This window comes from Mucilaginibacter mali, from assembly GCF_013283875.1.
Taxonomy (GTDB): Bacteria; Bacteroidota; Bacteroidia; order Sphingobacteriales; family Sphingobacteriaceae; genus Mucilaginibacter; species Mucilaginibacter mali.
The window spans coordinates 4619524-4643602 of record NZ_CP054139.1 but is presented as its reverse complement, the minus strand read 5'-3'; the positions used below and the strand labels follow the sequence as shown (position 1 = coordinate 4643602).

Annotated in this window: 23 protein-coding genes; 7 read left to right on the top strand and 16 right to left on the bottom strand. The window is 47.7% G+C overall.

Annotated elements, in window-relative coordinates:
* Positions 1 to 68 precede the first annotated feature (68 nt).
* The 8 genes from HQ865_RS19580 to HQ865_RS19545 all read right to left on the bottom strand — a co-directional run bounded on the left by HQ865_RS19580 (position 69) and on the right by HQ865_RS19545 (position 7143).
* Positions 69 to 767: a DUF4197 domain-containing protein gene (locus HQ865_RS19580; RefSeq protein WP_173416525.1), complete on the bottom strand. Its 699-nt coding sequence runs from the start codon at positions 765 to 767 to the stop codon at positions 69 to 71.
* A 67-nt stretch (positions 768 to 834) separates the two neighbouring features.
* Entirely contained in the window at positions 835 to 1845 is a 1011-nt protein-coding gene (locus tag HQ865_RS19575; protein ID WP_173416524.1) for an inorganic phosphate transporter, read from the bottom strand.
* A 22-nt stretch (positions 1846 to 1867) separates the two neighbouring features.
* Positions 1868 to 2518, bottom strand: coding sequence for a DUF47 domain-containing protein (locus tag HQ865_RS19570; RefSeq protein WP_173416523.1), 651 nt, complete (start codon positions 2516 to 2518; stop codon positions 1868 to 1870).
* A 51-nt stretch (positions 2519 to 2569) separates the two neighbouring features.
* Entirely contained in the window at positions 2570 to 3634 is a 1065-nt protein-coding gene (locus HQ865_RS19565; protein ID WP_173416522.1) for a sensor histidine kinase, read from the bottom strand.
* A gap of 9 nt (positions 3635 to 3643) precedes the next feature.
* Positions 3644 to 4339, bottom strand: a complete 696-nt coding sequence (locus HQ865_RS19560) for a methyltransferase domain-containing protein (RefSeq protein ID WP_173416521.1) — start codon at positions 4337 to 4339, stop codon at positions 3644 to 3646.
* Between the two features lie 21 nt (positions 4340 to 4360).
* Positions 4361 to 5488 carry an NAD(P)/FAD-dependent oxidoreductase gene (locus tag HQ865_RS19555; protein ID WP_173416520.1) on the bottom strand — a complete coding sequence of 376 codons (1128 nt, stop codon included), beginning with the start codon at positions 5486 to 5488 and terminating at the stop codon, positions 4361 to 4363.
* The gene (locus HQ865_RS19550; RefSeq protein WP_173416519.1) at positions 5485 to 6603 is read right to left on the bottom strand and encodes a type III polyketide synthase; all 1119 of its coding nucleotides are present in this window, start codon (positions 6601 to 6603) and stop codon (positions 5485 to 5487) included. Before HQ865_RS19550 ends, HQ865_RS19555 begins: the two co-directional genes overlap by 4 nt.
* A 3-nt stretch (positions 6604 to 6606) precedes the next feature.
* Positions 6607 to 7143 carry a YceI family protein gene (locus HQ865_RS19545; protein WP_173416518.1) on the bottom strand — a complete coding sequence of 179 codons (537 nt, stop codon included), beginning with the start codon at positions 7141 to 7143 and terminating at the stop codon, positions 6607 to 6609.
* A gap of 66 nt (positions 7144 to 7209) precedes the next feature.
* Here HQ865_RS19545 and HQ865_RS19540 point away from each other — a divergent pair, with 66 nt between their 5' ends.
* Both HQ865_RS19540 and HQ865_RS19535 read left to right on the top strand, forming a co-directional pair.
* On the top strand, positions 7210 to 8094 hold the full coding sequence (locus HQ865_RS19540; RefSeq protein WP_173416517.1) for a UbiA family prenyltransferase: 885 nt from the start codon (positions 7210 to 7212) through the stop codon (positions 8092 to 8094).
* 392 nt (positions 8095 to 8486) lie between these two features.
* Positions 8487 to 10154, top strand: a complete 1668-nt coding sequence (locus tag HQ865_RS19535) for an alpha-amylase family protein (protein ID WP_173416516.1) — start codon at positions 8487 to 8489, stop codon at positions 10152 to 10154.
* Between the two features lie 62 nt (positions 10155 to 10216).
* Here HQ865_RS19535 and HQ865_RS19530 read toward each other — a convergent pair whose 3' ends face one another.
* From HQ865_RS19530 to HQ865_RS19505, 6 genes are all read right to left on the bottom strand, one after another.
* On the bottom strand, positions 10217 to 11113 hold the full coding sequence (locus HQ865_RS19530) for a lysophospholipid acyltransferase family protein (RefSeq protein WP_173416515.1): 897 nt from the start codon (positions 11111 to 11113) through the stop codon (positions 10217 to 10219).
* A 169-nt stretch (positions 11114 to 11282) separates the two neighbouring features.
* On the bottom strand, positions 11283 to 12590 hold the full coding sequence (locus tag HQ865_RS19525) for a carbohydrate porin (protein WP_173416514.1): 1308 nt from the start codon (positions 12588 to 12590) through the stop codon (positions 11283 to 11285).
* Between the two features lie 185 nt (positions 12591 to 12775).
* The gene (locus HQ865_RS19520; RefSeq protein ID WP_173416513.1) at positions 12776 to 13423 is read right to left on the bottom strand and encodes an HD domain-containing protein; all 648 of its coding nucleotides are present in this window, start codon (positions 13421 to 13423) and stop codon (positions 12776 to 12778) included.
* Between the two features lie 160 nt (positions 13424 to 13583).
* Positions 13584 to 13838: a helix-turn-helix domain-containing protein gene (locus HQ865_RS19515; protein WP_173416512.1), complete on the bottom strand. Its 255-nt coding sequence runs from the start codon at positions 13836 to 13838 to the stop codon at positions 13584 to 13586.
* A gap of 188 nt (positions 13839 to 14026) precedes the next feature.
* Positions 14027 to 14542 (bottom strand): hypothetical protein, encoded by a 516-nt coding sequence (locus tag HQ865_RS19510; protein WP_173416511.1) that lies wholly within the window; start codon positions 14540 to 14542, stop codon positions 14027 to 14029.
* Positions 14543 to 14545: 3 nt separating this feature from the next.
* Positions 14546 to 15721: a THUMP domain-containing class I SAM-dependent RNA methyltransferase gene (locus HQ865_RS19505; protein ID WP_173416510.1), complete on the bottom strand. Its 1176-nt coding sequence runs from the start codon at positions 15719 to 15721 to the stop codon at positions 14546 to 14548.
* A gap of 81 nt (positions 15722 to 15802) precedes the next feature.
* Between HQ865_RS19505 and HQ865_RS19500 the strand changes: the two genes are divergently transcribed.
* Positions 15803 to 16165 (top strand): DUF3127 domain-containing protein, encoded by a 363-nt coding sequence (locus HQ865_RS19500; protein ID WP_173416509.1) that lies wholly within the window; start codon positions 15803 to 15805, stop codon positions 16163 to 16165.
* 283 nt (positions 16166 to 16448) lie between these two features.
* On the opposite strand, the gene HQ865_RS19495 is transcribed toward HQ865_RS19500, so the two are convergent.
* A complete protein-coding gene (locus tag HQ865_RS19495) occupies positions 16449 to 17342 on the bottom strand; it encodes a T9SS type A sorting domain-containing protein (protein WP_173416508.1) in 894 nt (297 codons plus the stop codon).
* A 136-nt stretch (positions 17343 to 17478) separates the two neighbouring features.
* On the opposite strand from HQ865_RS19495, the gene HQ865_RS19490 reads away from it, so the two are divergent.
* The 3 genes from HQ865_RS19490 (at position 17479) to HQ865_RS19480 (ending at position 20812) form a co-directional block, all read left to right on the top strand.
* Complete coding sequence (locus HQ865_RS19490; RefSeq protein ID WP_173416507.1) at positions 17479 to 19275, top strand: sensor histidine kinase; 1797 nt, start codon at positions 17479 to 17481, stop codon at positions 19273 to 19275.
* A gap of 10 nt (positions 19276 to 19285) precedes the next feature.
* Entirely contained in the window at positions 19286 to 19978 is a 693-nt protein-coding gene (locus HQ865_RS19485) for a response regulator transcription factor (RefSeq protein ID WP_173416506.1), read from the top strand.
* A 291-nt stretch (positions 19979 to 20269) separates the two neighbouring features.
* Positions 20270 to 20812, top strand: coding sequence for an NADPH-dependent FMN reductase (locus HQ865_RS19480; RefSeq protein WP_173416505.1), 543 nt, complete (start codon positions 20270 to 20272; stop codon positions 20810 to 20812).
* A gap of 24 nt (positions 20813 to 20836) precedes the next feature.
* Here HQ865_RS19480 and HQ865_RS19475 read toward each other — a convergent pair whose 3' ends face one another.
* Entirely contained in the window at positions 20837 to 23038 is a 2202-nt protein-coding gene (locus HQ865_RS19475) for an alpha-galactosidase (protein ID WP_173416504.1), read from the bottom strand.
* Positions 23039 to 23363: 325 nt separating this feature from the next.
* Here HQ865_RS19475 and HQ865_RS19470 point away from each other — a divergent pair, with 325 nt between their 5' ends.
* Positions 23364 to 24065 (top strand): RraA family protein, encoded by a 702-nt coding sequence (locus tag HQ865_RS19470; RefSeq protein ID WP_173416503.1) that lies wholly within the window; start codon positions 23364 to 23366, stop codon positions 24063 to 24065.
* Positions 24066 to 24079: the final 14 nt, after the last annotated feature.

Genomic DNA, 24079 nt, shown 5'->3' with positions numbered 1-24079 from the left:
GGAAAGAGAGGGTGGTCGAGCGAAGCAACAACCGGGTGAGTAAGATCGCCCGGCGAGCTATTCTCCCCCTATTGCTTCTTAAACTTCTCCGCGAACGAGAATACCGTCTTCATTAACGGCGTAGTACGTGCCGATAAGTTTTGGCGGATGTTTAACTCCTCTTTAGCTATTTGCAGAAACAAACCGTCGATGGCTTTCTGCGTAACATAATCGCTGATATCAGGGTTGATCTTTTTTACAAAGGGCACTTTATTAAAGCTGGTAGCTGCCGCGGTGTAGTATTTGGTAGCACCGGCCTGGTCCAGGTTTACTTGCACAACCGGCTTAAATTTGGCCGATAGTTGCACGGTGGTGGTGCGCTTAAAATATTCTGTAGCGGCATCCTGCTTGCCTAACAGAATGTTGCTTACATCCTGTAGGGTCATTTGTTTGATGGCGTCAATAAAAATAGGCTTAGCCTCTTTAGCGGCGCTTTCGGCAGCACGGTTAAGCGATAGGATCACGTTATCGCAAAGTTGGTTTAAGCCTAATGAGCGTAAGGTTTTTTCGGCCTTCTGCGCTTCGGGCGGGAAAAGGATCTTTACCTCGGCATCTTTAAAAAATCCATCAACGGTCGATAGTTTGTCGCTGCTTTTGCCGGTGCCTTGCTCCAGCGCCTGCTTCAGTGCATTGCCAATATCAAGGTTTGAGGGGATTAGTTTAGATTGGGCGTAGGTATTACTCAATACCGCGAATATCAACGCCAAAAACAATGTGGCTTTTTTCATGCCCTAAAATTAAACAAAAGGGGCTAACAAAATGCCAGCCCCTTTTACAAATATCTTTATGGGTGTATTATCCTATAAAATGCATCAGGGTAAATACCGCAGCAGCCAGCAGGGCCGAAATTGGGATAGTGATGATCCAGGCCCAAACCAGGTTAATGGTAACACCCCAGCGCACAGCCGATACACGCTTGGTTAAGCCTACACCAATAATAGAGCCGGTGATGGTGTGCGTGGTTGAAACCGGGATACCAAAACGCTCGGTAATAAACAGGGTGATGGCGCCCGCGGTTTCGGCGCTAACACCTTCAAGCGGGGTTACTTTGGTAATTTTGGTACCCATGGTCTTTACGATCTTCCAACCGCCCGACATAGTACCTAAAGCGATAGCCGAATAGCACAGCAGCGGGATCCACTCGGGCATTGGCGCGCCGTTTTGGATAATTCCCGATGTAAACATGGCTACGTAGATAATACCCATTACCTTTTGCGCATCGTTACCGCCATGGGCAAAGCTTAGCGCGCCCGATGATATCAGTTGTAAAACTTTAAACCAGCGCTCGGCAACGGACGGCCTCGCATTTTTGCAGATATGCAGGATAATAATGGTAATGATATAGGCGATAAGCAAACCAATAAAAGGCGCCAAAAATATGTAGGCGGCTATGGTAAGTATCGATTTGATATTTACCGCGGTAATAGCGGCCGAGCCCATATACAGGGCGTTAGTCATACCCGCGCCGGCAAAACCGCCGATAAGGGTATGCGATGAGCTTGAGGGGATACCGAACCACCAGGTGATAAGGTTCCAGGTGATGGCGGCAACAAGACCGGCCAGTATTACGTGCATGGTAATAAAATGCTCGTGCACGGTTTTGGCAATGGTGTTGGCTACCTTATGGTCCTTTATTAAAAAGTAGGCCAGAAAGTTAAAGGCCGCAGCCCAAAGCACCGCCTGGAAGGGGGTTAATACCTTGGTTGATACCACGGTGGCAATAGAGTTAGCCGCATCGTGAAAGCCGTTGATGAAATCGAAGACAACTGCAAGTATTACAACAACAACAAGTAGCGTGGTTACCATGTAATTTGTTTATCAGGTATAATTAGGCGTTTTTAACTAAAATTGATTCCATTACATTGGCAGCGTCCTCGCACATATCGGTAGCCGTTTCCAATGCGGCAAGTATTTCCTTGTATTTGATCAGGCGCAGGGCATCCTTCTCGTATAAAAACAAATCGGCAACAGCGCGGTCGAACACGTAATCGGCCTGGTTTTCCACACTGTTAATACGGATACAGCTATCGGCAATGTTACGTACGTTTTTCAGGTCCTTTAATTCGCGCACGGCTTTTTCCAGTTCAACGCCACCCTGCAATATCAGCTCAGATAGTTTTTTTATCGATTCGGTATACTCATCAATATTATACAGCAGCATACGGTTCGCTGAGCCCTGGATATAATCGGCCACGTCATCAATAGCCGTAGCCAGCGAGTGAATATCTTCACGGTCGAACGGAGTGATAAAGTTTTTACCCAGTTCAAGATAGATCTGGTGGGTTAACTCGTCGCCCTTATTCTCAAGGGTGTCTATTTGTTTAAACATGTCCTCGCGGGCAGCATTATCGTTGGTATTTACGGCTTCTACCAGTATAGTAGCCATGGCTACTACGTTGTGCGCGGCTTGTTCAAACAAAGGGAAAAATACTTTTTTATCTTTTGGGACAAAGTATTGGAAGATACTGTTTAATGACATTTTATTGAATTGTGGGACAAAGTTACGGAAGCAATGTTAAATTAATGTTAACTATTTAATACCGGGGATGGCCGGAAATGGTGATTGCTTGGCTTTTTGCAGCGTAAAGCCAAAAGTAGAACCCAAACCCGCAGTACTGCGCACGTTGATAGTTTGCTGGTGAGCCTCGATAATGTGCTTAACAATAGCTAAACCCAAACCAGAGCCGCCAACCTGGCGCGAACGGCTTTGCTCGGTACGGAAAAAACGTTCGAACAGGCGTGGTAAATACTTTTCTTCTATCCCGATGCCATCGTCGGTAATCTCTATCAGTACCTGGTCGTGCAGGTTAAACAGGCTTACCGATGTGCTGCCGCCGGTTTTGCCATACTTAAGCGAATTGTCGACCAGGTTTATAATTACCTGGTGAATTTTATCCCTGTCGGCATTAACCATTACGTTCTCGTCGTACTTCTGTTTATAAATAAACTTAATATCGTGCTGTTTTGCCTTCATTTCCAGTGAATCGAGTACTTCTTTGATCAGGTCGTTTATCTTAAACCTGGTATAGTTGATCGGTATCTCGCCTGATTCCAGCTTGGATATCTCGTCCAGATCCTTGATCAGGTAGCTTAGCCGGTCTACGTTTTTTGCGGCTTTCTCTAAAAACTGGGCTGCCATATCCAGGTCTTCAAACTCGTCATCCTGTATCGCTTCGATATAACCCTGTATCGCAAACAGCGGTGTTTTAAACTCGTGCGAGATATTGGTTAAAAACTCCCTGCGAAACTTTTCCTGTTTGCGCAATTCGTCTATTTCCGATTTTTTTTGGCGGGCCCACTCCTTTACCTCTTGCTCCACATCGTTTATCGGGTCGGCGCTGATGATATGCTGTTCGCCCAGCGCATCGCGCAGATCGCGGCCCAGCTTTAAGTTGTGGATGAGTTTATAGATGAGTTTGATCTTCGAGTAAACGTATTTTTCTATCAGATAATAAAAAACAATAAAGCTGATGGAGAACGATACAAAAAAAGTGATAGTTACATCGTACCACCTATGCTGAAAGTAAAAATTAACCGACGATACCGTAATGGCTACCGAAAAAGCAGTTAAAAAGATGAGCACGCGCAGTTTCATAACGCTAATTTAGTGTTTACGAATAATTAACAACCATCTGAAGGGCCAAACCCATGTTAAATTATAGTTATCAATTTGCGCTGCCTTTAATAAGCTAACAATTTCCTTCCTTTTAAAACTCCGCTTTACCGATAAGGGGCCATCTACCCGCGCCATTTTATTTTTGGTGATGAGCCGTGTAATGGCCGTTACGGCATAATACAGTAGCCAGTGCCGGTGCAGGTCGGTTAGGATAACGCCCCGGCGCGAGCAAGTGTACATTTTGCGGATGAGTAGCACCCATTCCCGGTCGGCAAAGTGATGGCTGAATAAGCCTGATGTCACGATATCGAACTGCCTGGCGTGCAAATCATCACTCAATACGCTGGCCTGTATATAATTAATGCGACAGCCCAGCGAATGCCTTTTAGCATATCGTACGGCGGATTTGGCCGCGTCTACCCCGGTAAGGTATAAAGATAAATGGTGCCTATCCGACCATTTGCGTAAGGCAACCAGCATATCGCCGCCGCCGCAACCCCAGTCGCTGACGTGATTATAGGCTAAATCTGGAAATTTTTGCAAGGTTTTTATGACGGTTTTGTGCGCGCCAAACCAACGGTTCATTTTAGCAAGGCCGGCCAGCACCGGGTCTATCTCGGCTGATGGGAGATCAAGATCGTCCATCACTTCCGCTTTGCCTGAACGTGTTTTTAAATAGACCATGCTTTTATATTAAAGCGAAAATCAGGCAAATGGTTTGCCGTGGGAGGTGCGGATAAGTAAATTAGCTACCGCGGGCATCGTGTTCAGCATATCGATGGTCAGGCCCGTAACACTATCACGTCCGAACAGGCGCTGCATTTGCCGGCCGGCCCATAGGCGGCTGGCAAACTCCTTATTCCAGGCATGGGTGTAGGCCTGCTCCAGTTGCACCCGTTGCGCTGCGGTAAATTTTTCAGACTGATAATATTTAATGATACTTTCCGAAAGTAACTTGCTTGAATGGATGGCCATCGCCATGCCGTTGCCGCAAAGCGGGGCTATCATGCCGGCGGTATCTCCGCTCATCAGGATGTGCTGCTCAACCGGCGCTTTTTTCTCGAACGAGATCTCGTTGATGACTTCCGGTTTATCCAGCAGAAATTCGGCATTACTGAATATTTCATTTAGATAAGGGTTTTTGCGGATCACGTTTTCCTCCAGCGCGGGCAGCGACCCATATTTGCGCAGGTCATCGCTTTTGGCAAGATAGCACATGCAATAGCGGTCGCCGTCAACCTTGCTTACGCCGCAGTAGCCATCTTTGTAATTATTCAGTTGGATCAGGTCATCAGGCAGATCGGCTTTGATGTGGAACTTCACCGCCAGATAGGGGCTGCGTTTGTAAAAAAATGGCCGCTTCAGTTTTTGATCGAGATTGGAACGCTTGCCGTAAGATCCAATCACCAGCCGGGCTATCAGCGTTTGCCCGGGAATCACTACCTCGAAATGATCATCGGTAAAGCGCACATCCGCTACCCGGGTATCCAGCATAAATTTTACGCCGGCCAGTTGGGCTTGCCGGTACAGATGGTTATCTAAAGTATAGCGACTAACACCAAATCCCCCCAGATCTAACCCGCAGCCGAAGCGCTTGCCACCTGCCGAGGTAATTTCTAACCTGTTAATACGCGCTGGGTTCAGACTGTCGATATCGATGCCCAATTTCCTCAAAAAAGGTAATACCTCGTTACTGATATACTCGCCGCAAACGCGATGGAAGGGGTAATGTTTTTTTTCGATTACCGTTACCTGCAAGCCGGCCCGGTTAAGCTGGATGGCATTGCACAAACCGGCCAAACCACCACCAATGATAAGCACATCCGCCGTCATGCCGCGTGCGAGGCCATCACCATGCCCTCGGCCGTTAAACCCGGGCCAAAGGCAAAGCTTAGGATCTGTTGATTACTTTTAACGGTGTTTTGCAAAACCCTGTGCAGTACAAACAACACCGTAGCCGACGACATATTGCCGTACTTTTGCAGCACCTCGTACGAGAATGTATTGCTTTCTTCTGGCAGGTCCAGCGCCTCTTCTATCGATTCCAGGATCTTCCGGCCGCCGGGGTGCATGGCGTAGGCATCAAAATGCACATGGCCGCCGGGGTTGATGCTTTTCTTCAGGCGTTCGAATACGCCACCCAAATTGTTTTTGATCAGCTTAGATACCTTACTGCTTAGCCGCATCTCAAAACCGGTATTGCCTACGTACCAGCCCATATCGTTACGGGCATTGGGCATAAATTCGGCGTAAAAATGTTTCAGCTCAAGACAAGGACCGGGTTTCAGGCGATGTTCTGTTCCTTCTAACAAAACGGCCGCGGCCCCATCGCTGAAGATGGAATTAGCCACCCAGTTATCAAGCGTATTTTCTTTTTGAAAATGGAGGGTGCAAAGCTCAACGCTTACCACCAGTACTTTGGCCTTTGGGTCAGCGCGGCAAATGTAATCGGCCGTTTTTAATCCGTTAATGGCGCCGTAGCAACCCATAAAAGTAATGCAGGTGCGCTGGGTATTGGTTTTTAAACCCAGATGTTCCACCAGGTCGATATCCAGCCCGGGGGCATACATGCCGGTGCAGCTAACCGTAATCAAGTGGGTGATCTGCTGCGTGATATCATCCGGAAAACCTTTTAAGCAATTTCGCGCGGCATCAGCGGCTATCTTAACGGCTTCCTGCTGATAAATAGCCATCCGCTGCTGGGTGGATACAAATGGCTCCAGGTCGGCCGATTTGGGGAAGAAGCTGTGATCTTCCGGGCTATCAGCGCCGTAATCGGGGATGACAGAGTAGCGGTACCCGATCCCCGAGTTATCATAAATGCCTTTTAACCTGCCCCGGTTATTCTCATCCAGGCCCGATGCATCGGCCATAAACTGGTATATTTTACTTTGCTTAAACCGGTGTGCCGGGTTGGCTATACCTATGGCGCTGATGCAGGTGCTCATGTATTAACTGGGTGTTGTTTGTACGTCTATATCTATAGTGGCTTCGTTGGCTAAAACCAGGCCGCTGCTGCCGATGCCAAAATCGGTACGCTGAATTTTAAGGCTGCCCTTAAACTCGGCGGTGTTACCGTTAACCACATAAGTAAAAGGCACATCTATCGATTTTGTTTTATCTTTAATAGTTACGTTGAAAGTGCCCACAAAGTTGTTTCCGCTGCGATGTTTTATCGAGGTTGATTTCATGGTGATCTTAGGGTATTTGGCCGCGTCGAAGTAATCTTCGCTCTTAATATGCTTGTCGCGCATATCGTTGTCGGTATTCAGTGTGCCGGCATCAACAGAAGCCTCGATGCTGCTGGCTTCGGGCCTGTCTTTGCTAAAATTGATATCGGCTACCAAGCCGCTGATATTGCCGCCGGTATTGATGCCCATATTTTTGATCTTAAAGGTAATGGTAGACGCGGTAACCTTATGTTTGGTTTGCGCGGGGGCAAGGTTTGCAAAAGCTGCTGCAATAGCCAATAGGATAAACTTCTTCATGAGGGGTGATATTAATAAAAAATCTAAAACGTTAATATTATTAGTTAAGTATTTTACATTAGTGCGATGAAAATAAAACAACTGATACCTACCCGCTCGGCTATTGCCCACCTGCGTTTTGTGTTTTCGTTGTTTTTATTCCCGGTGTACCTGTTCGCTATCAGTCAGACTCATGATATCCAAATAAGTAAAGCCCTGCTGATTTTTTTTATCTGGCATTTCCTGGCGTTTCCGGCCAGCAACGGCTATAACAGTTACTTCGATCGCGATGAGGAAAGCATCGCCCTGCTGAAGCATCCCCCAAAGGTAGATCACAGCCTGTATTACTTCTCGCTTTTTATGGAGATGGTCGCCTTTATTTTGGGCACTTATGTCGATTGGCTCTTCGCCTTCGCGGTGCTCATCTACGGCATTATGTCTAAGCTATACAGCCACCCATCTACCCGGTTAAAAAAATACCCGTTCATCAGCTTTTTGGTTGTGTTCTTTTTCCAGGGCGGCTTTATTTACTGGAGCACCCATTTTGGCCTTACCGGCGATAACCTTTGGGTTGGCTGGAACCAGCATTTGCTGATAGCCGGCGCCATATGCTCGTGCCTCATCGGCGCATCGTACCCGCTTACGCAAATTTATCAACATAAGGAAGACCGCAGCCGCGGCGACCGCACGCTAAGCATTTTGCTGGGTTATAAAGGTACCTTCCTGTTCTCGGGGGCGCTTTTTGTTACCGGCCTGTGGCTTATCTATCAATACTGGTTACCTACTCACACCCCCCAATATTTCGAGCTGTTTTTAAAATGTACCGCGCCGATAGCGCTGTTTTTTCTCTACTGGTTTATCCGGGTCATCCAATCGCGGCGTAATGCCAGCTTTGCCAATGCCATGCGTATGAATTTTTTGAGCGCCATTTGCATGGTCGTTTATTTCGGATGGCTGGTGTGGTTGAAGTGATCTTTTTTAATCGTCTGTAGAATCTTATCATAAAAAAATCTTCAGGAATTAAGTTTTAAAGCAGGGCGCGTTTTGGTGTAACCGGATGCTTTTTTTATTTATAGTGATGTAAAAACCTTTTCCAGGCAACATGAAGTAATTTTTGCTGTTGTAGCTATCAAAGAACAGGGTGTTTTTGCTGTTTGCGGATGATCTGTTTTGCAAAATTTAATTTTGGAATTTAGGGTTCCCTAAAAAAGCCGCTAAGCAAAGATCGTACATTGGGCTGATATGGCACGGGCGGGCTGACTACAATATAGCAAAAATTAGCTATAAAACCAAGTGGAAGCACACATTTGCAGGTAGCCTGTTTGTAATAATGCTTAACTTAACCACCCATAATCAATATACCTATGGACAGGCGAAACTTTGTAAAACTATCTGCCGCGGCGGCCGCGACCGTATTATTCAGGCGGGTTACTTATGCTAACGGCAATGCTGCCCTTATCGGTCAGCCCAACGATGTTTGGGCGCAGGCGGGCGGCGATTGGGTGCAGCTTAAAGCATCGGGCAATAATAGCTTTGTGTATAAAGATATATCGGTAAGCCTGTCTGGCGGTGGTAATGCTACCGCTGTATCTATCCAATCGGCGGAGACGGCATTGGGCGCCATCAGGCTAAAATGGAAGCATGATACGGCAACATCGGCCAAAACAATGGGCGATCACTTTGAGCGCACCTACGGCGATATGGCCTGGAAAAATCTGGACGGCGTTGCGAAAAACCCGTGGTATGTTTTAATAAACGATGGCAGCCATACTGCCTGCTTTGGCGTGAAAACCGGCTGCAATACCATTTGCTGGTGGACAGCCGGCCCGGATAGCCTGGAGCTGATTTTGGATACCCGTTCAGGCGGTAACGGCGTTCAACTGGGCGGGCGCAAGCTGCACGCGGCCGATATTGTAACGATGGAGGGGACGGCATCGGAAAATGCCTTTGCAACCGCCCGTCGCTTCTGCAAAATGATGTGCGATAAGCCGCGACTGCCCAAACTGCCGGTTTATGGTATTAACGACTGGTATTATGCCTACGGTAATAACAACCCCAAACTCATCCGCGAAACGACAGCGATAATGGCCGAACTGGCTACGGATACCAATAACCGCCCCTTCTCGGTAATTGATGCAGGCTGGGCCGAATACTCGCCACTATTACCCGGCGATGGCGGCTGGAACGAGGATTACAGTAAACCGAACGATAAGTTTAAAGACATGCATGCCATGTCGGTAGAGATAAAAAAGCTGGGCATGCGCCCCGGCCTGTGGATCCGGCCCCTATGCGCCCGGCATGATGAAAAAACCAGTCTGCTGGCGCCGAAGATCCCTGGGCGCGATGATCCTAAAGCCCCGGTGCTTGATCCTACCATCCCCGAAAATATCGAACGGATCAAAAACTACTTCAGCTTTTACAAAGCCTGGGAGATAGAGATGGTAAAGCACGATTATACCACCTACGATATTTTTGGCCGCTGGGGCATCAGCATGAAAAAGGACTTGACCACGCCCAACTGGAGCTTTAACAATAAAACCAAAACCAATGCCGAGATCATCAACCACCTGTATGGATCGATACGCGAGGCGGCGGGCAAGGGTATTTACATTATCGGCTGTAATACCATAAGCCACCTATCGGCAGGGCAGTTTGAACTGAACCGCATTGGCGACGATACCAGCGGAAAGGAATGGAACCGTACCCGCAAAATGGGCGTAAACACCATGGGCTTCCGCATGGTGCAGCACAATAATTTTTACGCTGTTGATGGCGATTGTGTTGGCCTCACCGCCGATATATCATGGGAACGCAACAAGCAATGGATGCAGCTATTGGCCGAAAGCAGCGCGCCGCTGTTCATATCTGCCCAGCCGGATATATTGAACGCGGATAAAAAGGCATTTATAAAGGATTGCTTTACCAGGGCGGCCAAACCACAACCAATTGGAGAGCCGTTAGACTGGATGACCAACCCTGCTCCTGCGAAGTGGAAATTGAATAACCGCGAGGTGGATTTTGATTGGAGTTGAGCCTGATACACCACTACGTCATCGCTTCGTATATCGCAATGACGGGTAAGGAAATATGCGTCTTAAAGCGACGCTGCATTTACAATATCTCCCGGCGCAAACTTCCACCTGCGGTGCGACCATAACCAGTATTGCGGCTGCTGGCGGATCACCTGTTCCAGGTATTGCACGTGGGCGTTGGTGATCTCATGGCCGGTGGTTTGTTTGGGGTTTGCAAACAACGGCACAAAGGTGCACTGGTAGTAGCCGCGTTTGATCACCCTGATATCGCAAAATACCACTACGCTGTTGGTGAGCTTGGCCAGTTTTTCGGCACCTAAAAATACGGCCGTTTGCTGATTAAGGAAATTGGTGAAATACTTCACATCGGGGCGGGCCGGGGTTTGGTCGCCCACCAGAACGGTTACCGTGCGCTCGTTTTTATAAGTAACCAGCTTGCGCATGGTATCCTTCATGCTCACCAGCGTAGCCCCAAACTTCGATCGCATTTTGAGGAAGATATTATTAAAAAGCTTGTTGCTTAGGGGCTTGTACACAATAATACGCCGCTCGTTATAAAGCTGGCTAAACCTCAGCGCGTTCATTTCCCAATTGCCATAGTGCCCCAATATGCCGATAACGCTTTGTCCTTTAGCAAATGCCTCAGTGATCAGTTCGGGATTGGGCACCTTTACCCTTTTGGTAACTTCCTTTTGAGATATGGTGAGCAGCTTAATGGTTTCCACCATCATGCTGGCCAGGTAGCGCGTGTATTGTTTGCGGATGGTATCCCGTTCAGTCTTCGTTTTTTCGGGGAACGAATTTTCGAGGTTATTGTCGATCACCTTGCGCCGGTAGCGCACAACATAATACAATATCACAAAGATCCCATCGGCAATAATATACAGCAGCCAAAAGGGCAATAACGATACCAGGTAGAGCAGACCCAGTGCCAATACGGAAAAAGCTTTCTTCGCCATTTTACAGCACCTTAATAAGTAGATGCCATAAATGTAAAAAGTGGCTAAAAACAGTCCTATACCCGGCTTTTACATTTGACGCAGGCCAAACATTTTACCACCTAAATGGCATAAAAACGACAAAAGCCCTGCAATTTGCAAGGCTTTTGTTTGTGGGCGAATATTGATATCAAAACTCTACGTGCATCCTTACCGAGAATACGTTTACGGGTCCGCGGTCTTTATTATAAGCCGGGTTGGCGATAAACTGGTAGCCGGGGCTTAAAGCGATAGCTTTTGAGGCATGGATCTTATAATACATTTCGGCCACCAGCTCGCTGCTGTAATTCAGCTTGCCATCGCCAATAATGAAACCGTAACCACCGGCGGCCAAATAATCGCGGTGTGGTTTAGAGATACCATTAGCCACAAAAGCCAGGCCCAGTTCGTCGTCGGCGCGCTTCCACGAGGTGCCTTTTAGTACAGCGCCCAGGCTAAACGAGCGGTCTATCTCGGTAAAGAACCAGGTTTGGGTTTTGCCATCGTTATAGCTTAGTTTGGCGAATGCGCCCAAATCGCTGGTTAACTGCTGCTCGGCATTTATACCGAAGCCAAACTTGCGGTGGCCATAGGTAAGCAGGGTATCTACTTCGGGGTTTACCGGGTTACGTTTCAGCGCATCGGCATAGCTGCCCATTTTACCGTTGTTATTAAAACCCAATATGCGGAACGCGCCAGGCAGGCCGTTTACGCTGTAGCGTTTCTCAAACTCTAAGGTTTGCGAGTTGGCTTTGCCAATTTTTGCGTCCCAGGTAGCGCCATTGGCTTCGGTGGTTACCATGGTAAAGGCGAAGCGCAAGGACCACGATGGCTGGGCAAATTCGGTATACAAGCCCATCACGTAGCCGCGTGTATTGGCCGGGTAATCCCAGGCGCCGTTGCTCATCAGCGACCAGTTCATGAATTGTGTACGCGGATCGTGACTGTAACCGTTGGCATCAAAATAATCGGCCATGCCAAACTTGCCGATGGTAAAGCTGAAGTGGCGCTTGCTTAAAGTGCCGGCCAATTGGTTGGCCTCATCGTCAACAACATCCTTATCCTTGCCCCATTCAAAGTTTTGAGTGTAGAATAAACGGGCGATGTAAATTTTTGGCGCGTCGCCACCTACACGAAAAGTTTCTCCATTAGGGAAGCCGGCTACGCCAAGCGTTTTGCTTAAACCAGCCCCGCCCGACATTTCGGGGTTGAAGTAAACCTGCGCGCCTTTCCACAAGCGCGCACCGCCATAAAAAGATGTGGTTAGGGATGTTTGAGTTTCGCCTACAGTTTGTAAGCTGTTATCGCCGCTGTACTTAGCGCTGAACGATGGCTTGTTTTGGGTGATGATGGTTTGCTGAAAGTGCAGGTTAAAACGCTGCTGCTTCACGGTATCCTGCGCCTGTGCAACGCCGCAAGTGCCTATTAAAGCTGTGGTGATTAGTAATAGTTTATTCATAATTATTAGGATGTTTTAAGATTTAACCACAGAGAACAAAGAGAGTTTGCACGGAGGACACAGCGTTTAAAGCTGTCTCTCTTTAGTAGTTTAGCACTACTCTGTGCTCTCTGTGTTTCTTCCTCTGCGTTCTCTGTGGTTAATTATTTAAGCAAACCTAATAATATTTTTAGACTTATCTAAATTTATTTTACTTCGATATAAAACTGCTGTAGATATTGCTCCATAAACTGATGCCGCTGTTGGGCCATTTGCTTGCCGGTGGCAGTGTTCATCTTATCCTTAAGCAGCAAAAGTTTCTCATAAAAATGGTTGATGGAGGGCGCGGCGGTATTTTTATATTCCTCCTTGCTCATGTTCAGGTTTGGCTCTATCTCGGGGTTATAGATCTCGCGGCCTTTAAATCCGCCGTAGGTAAATGCACGCGCGATGCCAATAGCACCAATGGCATCCAGCCGGTCGGCATCCTGAACAATGCCCATTTCGGTTGAGTAAAAAACCAGGCCGTCAAACCCGGCCTTGAACGACATATGGCGGATGATCATTTCTACATGTTCAACCACATGGGCATCAACATTAATACTTTGAAGATAAGCGGTAGCGGTGCGCGGGCCGATCTCTTCATCGCCGCCATGAAATTTGCTGTCGGCAATATCGTGCAGCAGGGCGGCCAGTTCAACAATAAGCCGGTCGGCTTGTTCGGTTTGCAGGATGCGTTTGGCGTTTGTCCATACACGATGAATGTGCCACCAGTCGTGGCCGCCTTCGGCGTTTTGCAGGGTTTGCTTTACGTATTGCGCTGTTTGCTGGATAATATCTTCGGGCTGCATCATGGCGCAAAGTAATTAAAAGTATAGCGGGATAACAATTTAAACCCTGTAGCTATTTTTTAACAAAATGCAATTGCTATAACAGGATAAAGCGGATGTGCTTAACCTATGCGGGGCGGTTTTGGGGAGAATAGTTAATAAACCGCAAGTAACTTGGGCTGTACTAACCGGCGTTAGCTAAAACCGGTTTTTCTTTATCGAAATCGATCAGGCTTATAGGGCTTACTTCCAGTATTTGCGCTATTTGGAAGAGTCGCTCTACGGTGATCTTGGTATAACCCAATTCAATTTTGCTATAGGCGTTTTGCGAAATAGCCAATTTGACCGCTAAATAATCCTGGGTAAAATCTTTCGATTCCCTGATCTTACGGATATTGGTGGCAACCGCCCTGATCTTGTTTTCCAGCATGTCTTTCATAAGCAAAGCATTATAACCGCTACCTACGAAATAAAAAAGCGCCTGGTTTTCCGCTAATTAAAAAATAATTGTTTTTTGGAAAAAATATTAACGGCAGTCTCGTTTTTGGAAATTAAATGCCAGAATATAGCATGTTCAACTAAAATAAATTAATCAAACCGGGCTATTTAAGGTGCTTGAATAAATGCTTAGTTGCCTTTTGTCCGCACAGGAGCGGGGGCTTCATAGGCGTATTTTATTTGTATAGTTGGTAACAGCGAAACCAGGTTGAGCGGAATTTGGTCTGTAGCGATAATGGGGCTGCGGCTATTATAAAACTGCAGCATCGCCTTCGACGCTTTTGTCGTTGGCGCATCGATACTGATAGAAAAAGGGATCAAAAAATCGTAGGTTTTTTGCTTATCGGGGATGATCCATTTGCCGTTGGTACCTTTCAATGCTTTAATTATCGGCTCGGCCAGGCTGGCATCATCGGCATAATAAACCACCATTTTTATAATGCTGCCTTTTTCATCTGCGGTGAATTTCATCACTACCGTTCCGCTGGCCGCACGGTATTTAATAGCCGCCGTGGGGATAACATTGGCGGTAAAATAATCGGTCATTACCTTATTACCCCCCTGGAATGGGAAATCCATTTCGGCCTGGGCCATCGCGTAGCTGAACGACAAGGTAGCCATCAGCATTAAGATCAGTTTTTTCATTTTTTACTCTTCTTGCTTTGGTTCGCGCTTGCTGCCGTCGTACAATTCGTACTCAAACAGGCGGCAATCCAGCTTGCCATTGTAAAACTCAATTTTGCGCGACGCGCGCAGGCCTATCTTTTTAGCCAGATCGGCATTACCGGTAAAAATATAGCCCCGGTAGCCTTTACATTTCTGTTTCAGATAGTCGCCAACGCGTTTGTAAGTCATCTCCAGCTTGGTATGCGTGCCTAAGCGTTCGCCATATTCGGGGTTAAACATTACAATGCCCGGTTGTTCGGGCACTTCCGTCTCTGCAAAATCACAAACAGCAAAATCAATTAAATGTTCTACACCGGCGGTTTTTGCATTTTTTTGGGCGATGTCAACCGCGTCGGCCGAGAGGTCGGTAGCGATGATGCGGAAGCCGGTTTCCTTTTTCGCCTTATCCTTTAGCTTACGGCGTTCCACAAAAAACACGTTCTCATCATACCCCATAATATGCATAAAGCCATAGTTCATGCGGAACAGCCCCGGGCGTTTATCGGTAGCCAGTAAGGCCGCCTCGATAGCCAGCGTACCCGAACCACACATGGGGTTGATGAAGCTGCTTTGCCTGTCCCAGTTAGTAGCAATAATGGTCGATGCGGCCAGCGCTTCCAGCATGGGGGCCTTGCCCGGGATCTTGCGGTAGCTATGCTTGGCCAGGGTTTCGCCGCTGGTATCTAAAAATATATCTGCCTTATCATCCTGCCAGTACAGGTGCACAACGGTTTTATTCAGTTCGGGCCCCGAGTTTGGGCGCAGGCCTTTTTTATCCTTTATACGGTCAACAATGGCATCCTTAACCTTTACGTTGGCAAACAGCGGGGTAAGGATATGTTCGTTATTTACGTTTGATGTTACCGAGAAATAGCCGGTAAAGTCTATCAGTTCTTCCCAGGGGATCTCCACCAACTGGTCGTACAATTCCTTGGGATTTGCCGCGTGGAAGCTTTTCAGCAGGTACAAAACCTGGCTGCCTGTTCTTAAATTCAGGTTGAGCGGAATGGTATCGTTTATAGTGCCCTTCAGCTCAACGCCGGTTTGGAAAACGCGGGTTGGCGTGAAGCCTAATTCTTCAACCTCCTGCTGCAGGTAAGGCGACAGCCTTTTGTTGCAGGTAATTACTATTTTACTTTCGTTGTGGAAAACTTGCATATCAATCTGCAAAAATACACATAATATATGAGGTGTTTTTTACATCGTATCTATTAACTTTACATTTTAATTAAAACCACAATGGAGATAAAAGGCAAAGTATACGAAGTGTCGGCTACCCAACAAGTTACCGATTCATTAAAAAAGAGAGAACTTATTATTGAATATATCGAGAACCCGCAATATCCTGAATACCTGAAATTTGAAGCCATACAAGACCGCACCGCTTTAATCGACGCTGTTAAGGTTGGCGACGATGTAGAAGTATTCTTTAACCTGAAGGGCCGCAAATGGACCGATAAAACAGGTAAAGTGGTTTATTTTAACACCCTGCAATTGTGGAAACTGAACGTATTGAGCGGTGCCGGCGCAGCAAGCACACCTGAGTACGCCCCGCCGGTTGATATCAGCTCGGCGCCGGATGATGACGATCTGCCGTTTTAATTGACACCCCTCCCAACCCTCCCCGGGGGGGAGGGCTTTAGGAAATTCACATAAAAAAGAGCACACGTGTTTTGCAGGTGTGCTCTTTTTTATGTGAATCGGCTCCGCTATCGTCTTACTCACCCGCCCGTTGCTTCGCCCGGGCACCCTTTCTGCGCTACGCACAAAGAGGGAAGATGAAATGTCGAATGTCCTTGTTCCCTCTTTTGCCAAAGGCAAGAGAGGGTGGTCCAGCATAGCGCAGACCGGGTGAGTCCCCGGCGCTGCGAAGGTCAACTAACAATTACTCCTTCACCACCTTCCTAACAGCAGACTTACCACCTTGCTTTACCACCAGGTAGTAAACACCATTCATTGGCAGGGGAAAGCTTTTGTTGAATTTGTTACCGGTGCTTTTTTCGTTCCACAGGGTTTTGCCATCGCTGTCGGTAAAGCTTACATCGGCCTGGGTATTATAAGGCAGCGTAAATATCAAAAAGGTTTTACCAGCCGAAAACTCGGGGACGAGTGCGATATCTGTAACAAGCAAGTCGGCAACCTCGGTACCGGTCAGTTTCTTCACCATTTCGGGCATGGCGGAGGATATGCGGAAGTTACTGCGGGTAGGTATGCCGTTTTTGTCGATGCTGTTAAAATTAAGGCTCACTACACCTCTTTCGCCCGGGCGCACAACCGGCATGCGGTAGTCTTTCGTATCAACATGTACGTTGGGCATGCGGTAACGGCTCATATCCGGGCGGGCATTAGGCATACGGTCTGAGCTGTAAACACCGTAATCCTTATTAGCGCTATCCCTGAAAAAATAGGTCATCTTGTGATTACTGTCGATCTTTATGGTTGCAGGATTTAGCCGGACGCCGTTTACCCGGTAACGTGCAGACGGAGAATTTACACGGATACTGTCGCCATGCAAAACCCCGCGGAGGCTGTATACAAAATCGGTGCGGTTCATGCGTTGGGCGCCTAAAGTAGCTAATGCTTCTTTAGCCTCCTTCTTTTCATCTGGCTTCAGGTCGTTTATCCTTTTTCCGTTTATCAGCGTATCTTTATTAACCACCGTGATATTTACCGATTTATTATTACTCTGCGCAAATACCATTGCCGGCAGCACAATGAGTAATAACAAGCCGGCATAAAACATGGCTTCGAAGCCGGGCTTTGCTAAAAATTTCTTCATTGGGATATTATTTAGTTAAGCAAAGCTAATAAACATTTAACCGCCAAGATATTAAAATGCCGCGCCGCAATTGTTAAAAATTGTTAAAGGATATTCACATCGCTTCAATTACAGCTAATTTTGTTGTTACAATAAAATGAAAAAGAAAAGCATCGGTTTAATAATTGGTTTAATGGGTTTCGCCCTGCTGGGCGTTATGGCCATGCAATTGTACTTCCTGGTGCAAACGTACGATACCCAATCGCAGTTGTTTGACGGCATGGTGGGCGACGCACTGAATAACGTGGTATCTAAAGTATCTACCCAGGATGCCGTTAACTTCCTGAACGAAAAGGCCCGCCGCTTTGATAACCAGCAAAAAACTGATCAGGCAGATAACGCCACCTATACTTACAACACCGATCGCGGCGATAGCAAAACCCCGCATTTTGTAAACCGGAAGGTAATTATTCGCGATAGTTTGAAAGCCGTTAAAACCCGCCTGACCAACGAACTGGCCGAAGACGATGAACAGGGTGCCTTAACCTTCCGCATTCGCATCTCATCATTTACCGATGATAATGGCGTTACCCACCAGCAACGCATAAACGAAATTGTAAATACCCCGCGGGCCTTGCTGATAAAGCATGGCAAGCTACAACAATACGATACCCTCCGTTACAACTACCAGGACCCGCAGTTTGGCACGCAAGTGGTAAGCCACGTGCAGGAAAACCCACTATGGAAGGCCGAGCAGGAACGCAAGCAGAAGGTAAGGCAATTGCGCGCAGTGAAGAAGTTACTGGCCGATGATTCGCTGGAGGCGGTACAATCGGGAAACAACCATGCTGTTTTCTCTAACATTGCCGATGAATACCAGAAAATGAACCGCCCGCTAACCAGCAGGCTTGATCCATTGCTCATCGACTCGCTGCTACGCCTTGAACTGCATAACAAGGGCATCTATCTGCCTTTCAGCTACGAGGTAAGCACCGCCAATAACGATTCGCTCATCTTTTCGAAGGCTAACGATGTAAGCGGCTCGGCTCCGGTATTCAATGCGGCCAACGTGCCTTATAAAACCACCATTTTCACCAAGGATGTATTGATCAACGACCCGGGCCTGTTGCGCGTGATGTTTCCCGAAAAAAGTACGCTGATATTAAACAAAATGGCTTTCAGCATGGCTACTTCGGGCGGTTTGCTGCTGATCCTGATCTTCTGCTTCGGTTACACCATCTTCTCAATATTGAAGCAAAAGAAGATCTCGGAAATGAAGACCGACTTCATCAACAACATGACCCACGAGTTTAAGACCCCGGTATCGACCATTATGATAGCCAGCGAGGCCTTAAAGGATGAGGAGGTTACCGCCGATAAGGGCCGCATTGCCCGCCTGGCCAACATTATTTACGAAGAGAACGCCCGCCTGGGCAGCCACATAGAGCGCGTGCTGAATATAGCCCGTATTGAAAAGAACGACTTTAAACTGGATATTAAACCCATTGAGGTTAACGATACCATTACCGCCGTGGTAGACAGCATGGCCCTGAAGCTGCAAAAGTATAACGCCAACGTTACCATGCACCTGGATGCCGAGTATGCTACCATTAATGCCGATGAGCTGCACTTTAGCAACGTGCTGTATAACCTGGTAGATAACGCGCTGAAGTACAGCAAGGGCGAACCCGAGATCATCATCAGCACCAATACGGTTAAAAACAATTTGGTATTTACAATTGCTGATAAGGGTATAGGCATGAGCCGCGAAGAGCAGGCGCGCATATTTGAGCAGTTTTACCGTATCCCCACCGGTAACCTGCACGATGTTAAGGGCTTTGGCCTGGGCCTTAGCTATGTAAACACAATAGTTAAACGTTTAGAGGGCACCATTGGCGTGCGGTCTGAAAAAGATAAAGGCTCGGAATTTGAGTTGAAGTTCCCGCTGGTATAATACACAAAGCATGAAAAAAATATTACTTGTTGAAGATGACCCCAACCTGGGGATGTTATTACAGGACTACCTGCAGTTAAAAGGCAAGTTTGATGTGGTTTTGTGTAAGGATGGCGACGAGGGCTTGCGCGAGTTTACCAAACAGGATTACGACCTGCTGATCCTTGATGTGATGATGCCTAAAAAGGACGGCTTTACCCTGGGTAAGGAGATCCGTAAAATGAACGCCAATGTGCCCATCATCTTCGCTACCGCCAAGGGGATGATAGAAGACAAAACGCAGGCATTTAACCTGGGCGGCGATGATTATATCACCAAGCCATTCCGTATTGAAGAGTTGCTGCTGCGCATCACCGCCCTGCTGAAGCGCGTAGGCACCAGCGAAAAAAAGGAAGAGGAAAAGCAAACCAACTTTAACATTGGTAAGTATATTTTCGATTTTACCTCGCAAATGATCAATAACGATGGCAGCCAGCAAAAGCTATCAACTAAAGAGGCCGAACTGCTGCGCCTGCTTTGCCTGCGCAAAAACGAGGTGCTAACCCGCGAGGAAGCCCTGCTGAACATCTGGCATGATGATAACTACTTTAACGGCCGCAGCATGGATGTTTTCCTGAGCAAGATCCGTAAGTACCTGAAGGATGACCCGAGTGTGGAGATCATCAACGTACATGGTAAGGGATATAAGTTGCTGGTGAATTAGGCGATACACCTTTATCCACCTCGTCATCGTGAGCGATAGCGAACAATCCCCGGCTAAATATGACCCCCTTGTCATCTCGAACGAACGGGCGGAGGTGGAGCGTTGGAGTGAGGAGAGATCTTATACGATATACTTATCGCACGTATAAGATTCCTCTTTCGCCCCCTCTCATAGCCCAGCACTGCTCTATCGGAATGACAAGAAGTCAATATCCGTCGCCAGCAGGTAAAATTCTACCAGCCGCACTGCATGTTTAAACACACATAGCTACCTTTGCGCAAAAATTAACAAATGCGTATAGAAATTATATCGGGCAGCCCCCGCCATGCAAGCGTAACCCACCGACTTGCCTTATACTTACAACAATTTTTTATTGATAAAACCGAACACAGCATTGGCCTGATAGACATGCGCGAGCATGAACTGCCGATGGTGCAAACCGTATTCTCATCGCCCGGGCAAGCCCCGGAGCAGCACCGTGAACTGGCCGCACGTATGTTTGCCGCCGATGCCTATATCATCGTAACCCCCGAATATAATGGCAGTTACTCGCCGGCGATGAAGAACCTGTTCGATCATTTCCCTAAGCGGATGCATAAGCCATTCGGACTGGTAACCGCGTCGGTAGGGGCACTGGGCGGTATGCGTGCCGCTCAACAATTATTGCTGTTGATGGGCGGTTTGTTCGGCATCGCGTCGCCAAATATGCTGGTTACCCCTTTTGTAGATAAAAAGTTTGATGCTGATGGTAATTTGCTTGATGAATCTTTTCAGGCCAGTATAGATACTTTTGTGCACGAGTTTTTGTGGCTGGCGGAGAAGCTGGTTGATTAATCTATAACAACGCAAACACTTTTATTACAACGCATCAATCACAAATATTTGGCTCTTGTTAGCATCCTTAAGCGGCCATGCAATACCGATATCCATCAGTTCACTACCGGTGTAAGCGGTGCCTTTATCCTTATCATCGCCGGCGCGTTTTAGGTTGTATTTTTGCTGCGGATTTAACCCCTGTAGCTTTAAGGTTTTGCTGCCGCGGTCTATAAACTGACTGCCGGCCAAATATCCCCCAAGATTGTAGCAAAACAATACCGAGCGTTTATTATCGGTACTGTTATATTGCAGGGCACATCGGTTGTGCTCGTATGGTGAAACCAAAGGATACAAAACGCCCTGCTGAACAACAGGTCGGATGGTTTTATAAAGCGCTATCTTGCTCTTGGCTACCTCGCGTTCGGCGGGTGTCCATTTGCTGATATCGTTGCCGATACCCAATACGCCGGTCATGGATACATCAAAGCGGTAATCGACAGGGATAGGCTGATGGCGATTGGTGCTGGTTACCCACGATACCATGCTGTTGGCAGGCATGGCGTGCAGGTATCCATACTGAATATACAGCCTGTCCAGCGGATCGGTATTGTCGCTTAGCCAGGTTTGGTCCATGCGCGATAGCATGCCCAGGTCAACCCGGCCACCGCCGCTGGAGCAGCTTTCAAATAATACCTTGGGGAAGCGCTTCCTTAATTGCTCCACCAACCGGTACACATTGGCAATATGCCTGATGCGCACCTCACGCTGCATAGCTACAGGCGCATCCGGCCAGCCGGGTTCGGACAGGGCGTTGTTTTGGTCCCATTTAATAAAATCGATTTCGTTTTCCGAGAGCAACGTGGTAAAGGTTTTCAGCAGGTGCTGGTACACATCCTCGTTGGCCAGGTTTAGGATCTTCCTAAACTCGTTACCCTTGCGGCCCGGATACTGGAAGATCCAGTTGGGGTGCTGCTTCACCAAATCGCTGTTGGGGTTTACGTTCTCGGGTTCTATCCACAGGCCGAATTTCATACCGGCATCGTGCGTAGCTTTAATCACGGGTGAAAGCCCATTCGGGAATTTATTCTTATCCACATCCCAATTGCCCAAACCGCTTTGCGAACGGCCATCGGTACGTCCCCTAAACCAGCCATCGTCGATGGTGAAAAGTTCTACACCAAGGTCTTTGGCAATTTGCAGCAGTTCCATTGCCTTTTGCTCGGTGATGCTGTAATAGGTGGCCTCCCAGGTGTTATAGATCACCGGGCGCAGATCGTTACGATGGGCGGCGGGAAGTACTTCGTTACGTACATATGCGGCCATGTTTTGTGTAGCTACGGTAGCGCCGCCATCGGTATAGCCGACTGTCAGCTTAGGACTTTCCAGCGATGTGCCGGGTTTCAGCTGCCATGCCGTATCCCAGAAATACATACCGCCAACTATCTGCAACGGCCCCTCGAAGGCTTTATCGAACGCGATCTGCCAGTTGCCGCTGTAATGCAGCGAACCAAACCACGTTGGCCCGGCAGTTTCCTTAGCCGAACTCTGCGGCCTCACCTGGAACCAGGGTGGGTTCATATTCGATTTAAAGCCGCGGTTTTGTATGGCTTTTAGTCCAGGTGACAGCGGTACTTCCTGCAATTGAAATTCAAACAGGTCCTTTCCCGAAAGATGGGTTAGTGTGTATTCATCGGCAGGTAAAACGATATTGCCCGAGGCCAGGTTCTCGACGGTGATATTGCCCTTAGCGCCGGTATTTTTTACGCTCATCCACTTCTCCAGCACATCGTACTCGGCTAATATCCTAATGTAGGAGGTTACCTGTAGCGGATATATTTTATCCTTTTGGACGATCTTCAGTGTGGGACGGCCATCCACATTGGTTACCTCGCCGCTTACATATTCCAGTTCGGCATCGCGGGCGTTATCAGCAAAAACAACTTCAAGGGCCGGGGTTTTAAAAGGCAGGCCACCGCGCACTGGTACTTCGTCTATGGCTTCGGTCCATGCCGGGTTTTTCTTACCCAGCCCAGCCTGCGTCTTGCTGCCGTAATAGCCGGGTTTCAGCGCGCCGGTAGCGGTAACGGTTAACTGGTAGGCCGATGTTTTGGTTTTGATCAGCCAGCCTTTGGGGTTATCGGTAGGTACGATGGCTTCGCCCGGCGATTGTGCCTGCAGTTGGTGGCAGATGCCCAATAGTAGTATAAAGCTTGTTAATATTTGTATAAACCCGTTTTTGCGCATATGATAAAGATAATTTGCTGCCGCGATATTATGGCAGTTCAAACCTAAAGCGGCGGACGATATTATGAGTGATACTTTTATCTGCATTGTTGGTATTTTCCTTTATTTCTGTACTACGCTTGTAGTTTATGCCAGGCAGATGCCTTAATATTACGTATAAACGTAGTGTTGACGGCCTGCGTTAACGTAATTGTTAAAGTAAATTATCCTGATAAGGACGCTGTTTTTAAAACGATGTTAAAATAGTTTTACAACAGGATAAAGCGCTTTTACAATTTCCCTCCGGGCCGGCATACATTTATCCATCTAACCAAAACAAATATTTATGAGCGCAAACCAGCCGCAAACCTGGCTTAACGACGATGAACTGTTTCATATTATCCGCACCGAGCTTTATACATCGGTAGTGGGCGATATTATGGATGTGCTGGGCTATATGAACCAGTTTTTGCCGCCACAGCTGAGACCACTTAGCGAGGGCGATTTTATCGTCGGCCGAGCTATGACCGTAGTGGAGGCCGACATTGTTAGCCAGGGGAGCGTTCATAACCCACTATTGAATAAATCATTCGGGCTGATGCTGGAGGCTTTGGACGACCTGAAGAAGAACGAAGTATACGTATGCACCGGCTCATCGCCAACCTACGCCCTCTGGGGCGAGTTGATGAGCGTCCGCGCCAAATATTTAGGTGCGGCAGGGGCGATTGTTGATGGCTACTCGCGCGATACTCATGGCATCCGCGCGGTGGGTTTCCCTGTATTTTCCTACGGGTGTTACGCGCAGGACCAGGCCCCGCGTGGTAAGGTGATCGACTACAGGGTGCCTATCAATATAAAAGGTGTAACCGTTAACCCCGGCGATATTTTGGTGGGCGATATCGATGGCGTTTGCGTAGTGCCGCAGGCTATCGAGACCGAAGTTTTTCAGCGTGCCATTGAAAAGGCCCGCGGCGAACGCATAGTATTAAAACGTTTGCAGGAAGGTATGGCCGCCAAAGCCGCTTTTGAAGAATATAAAATAATGTAGTGCGCATCTTGCTT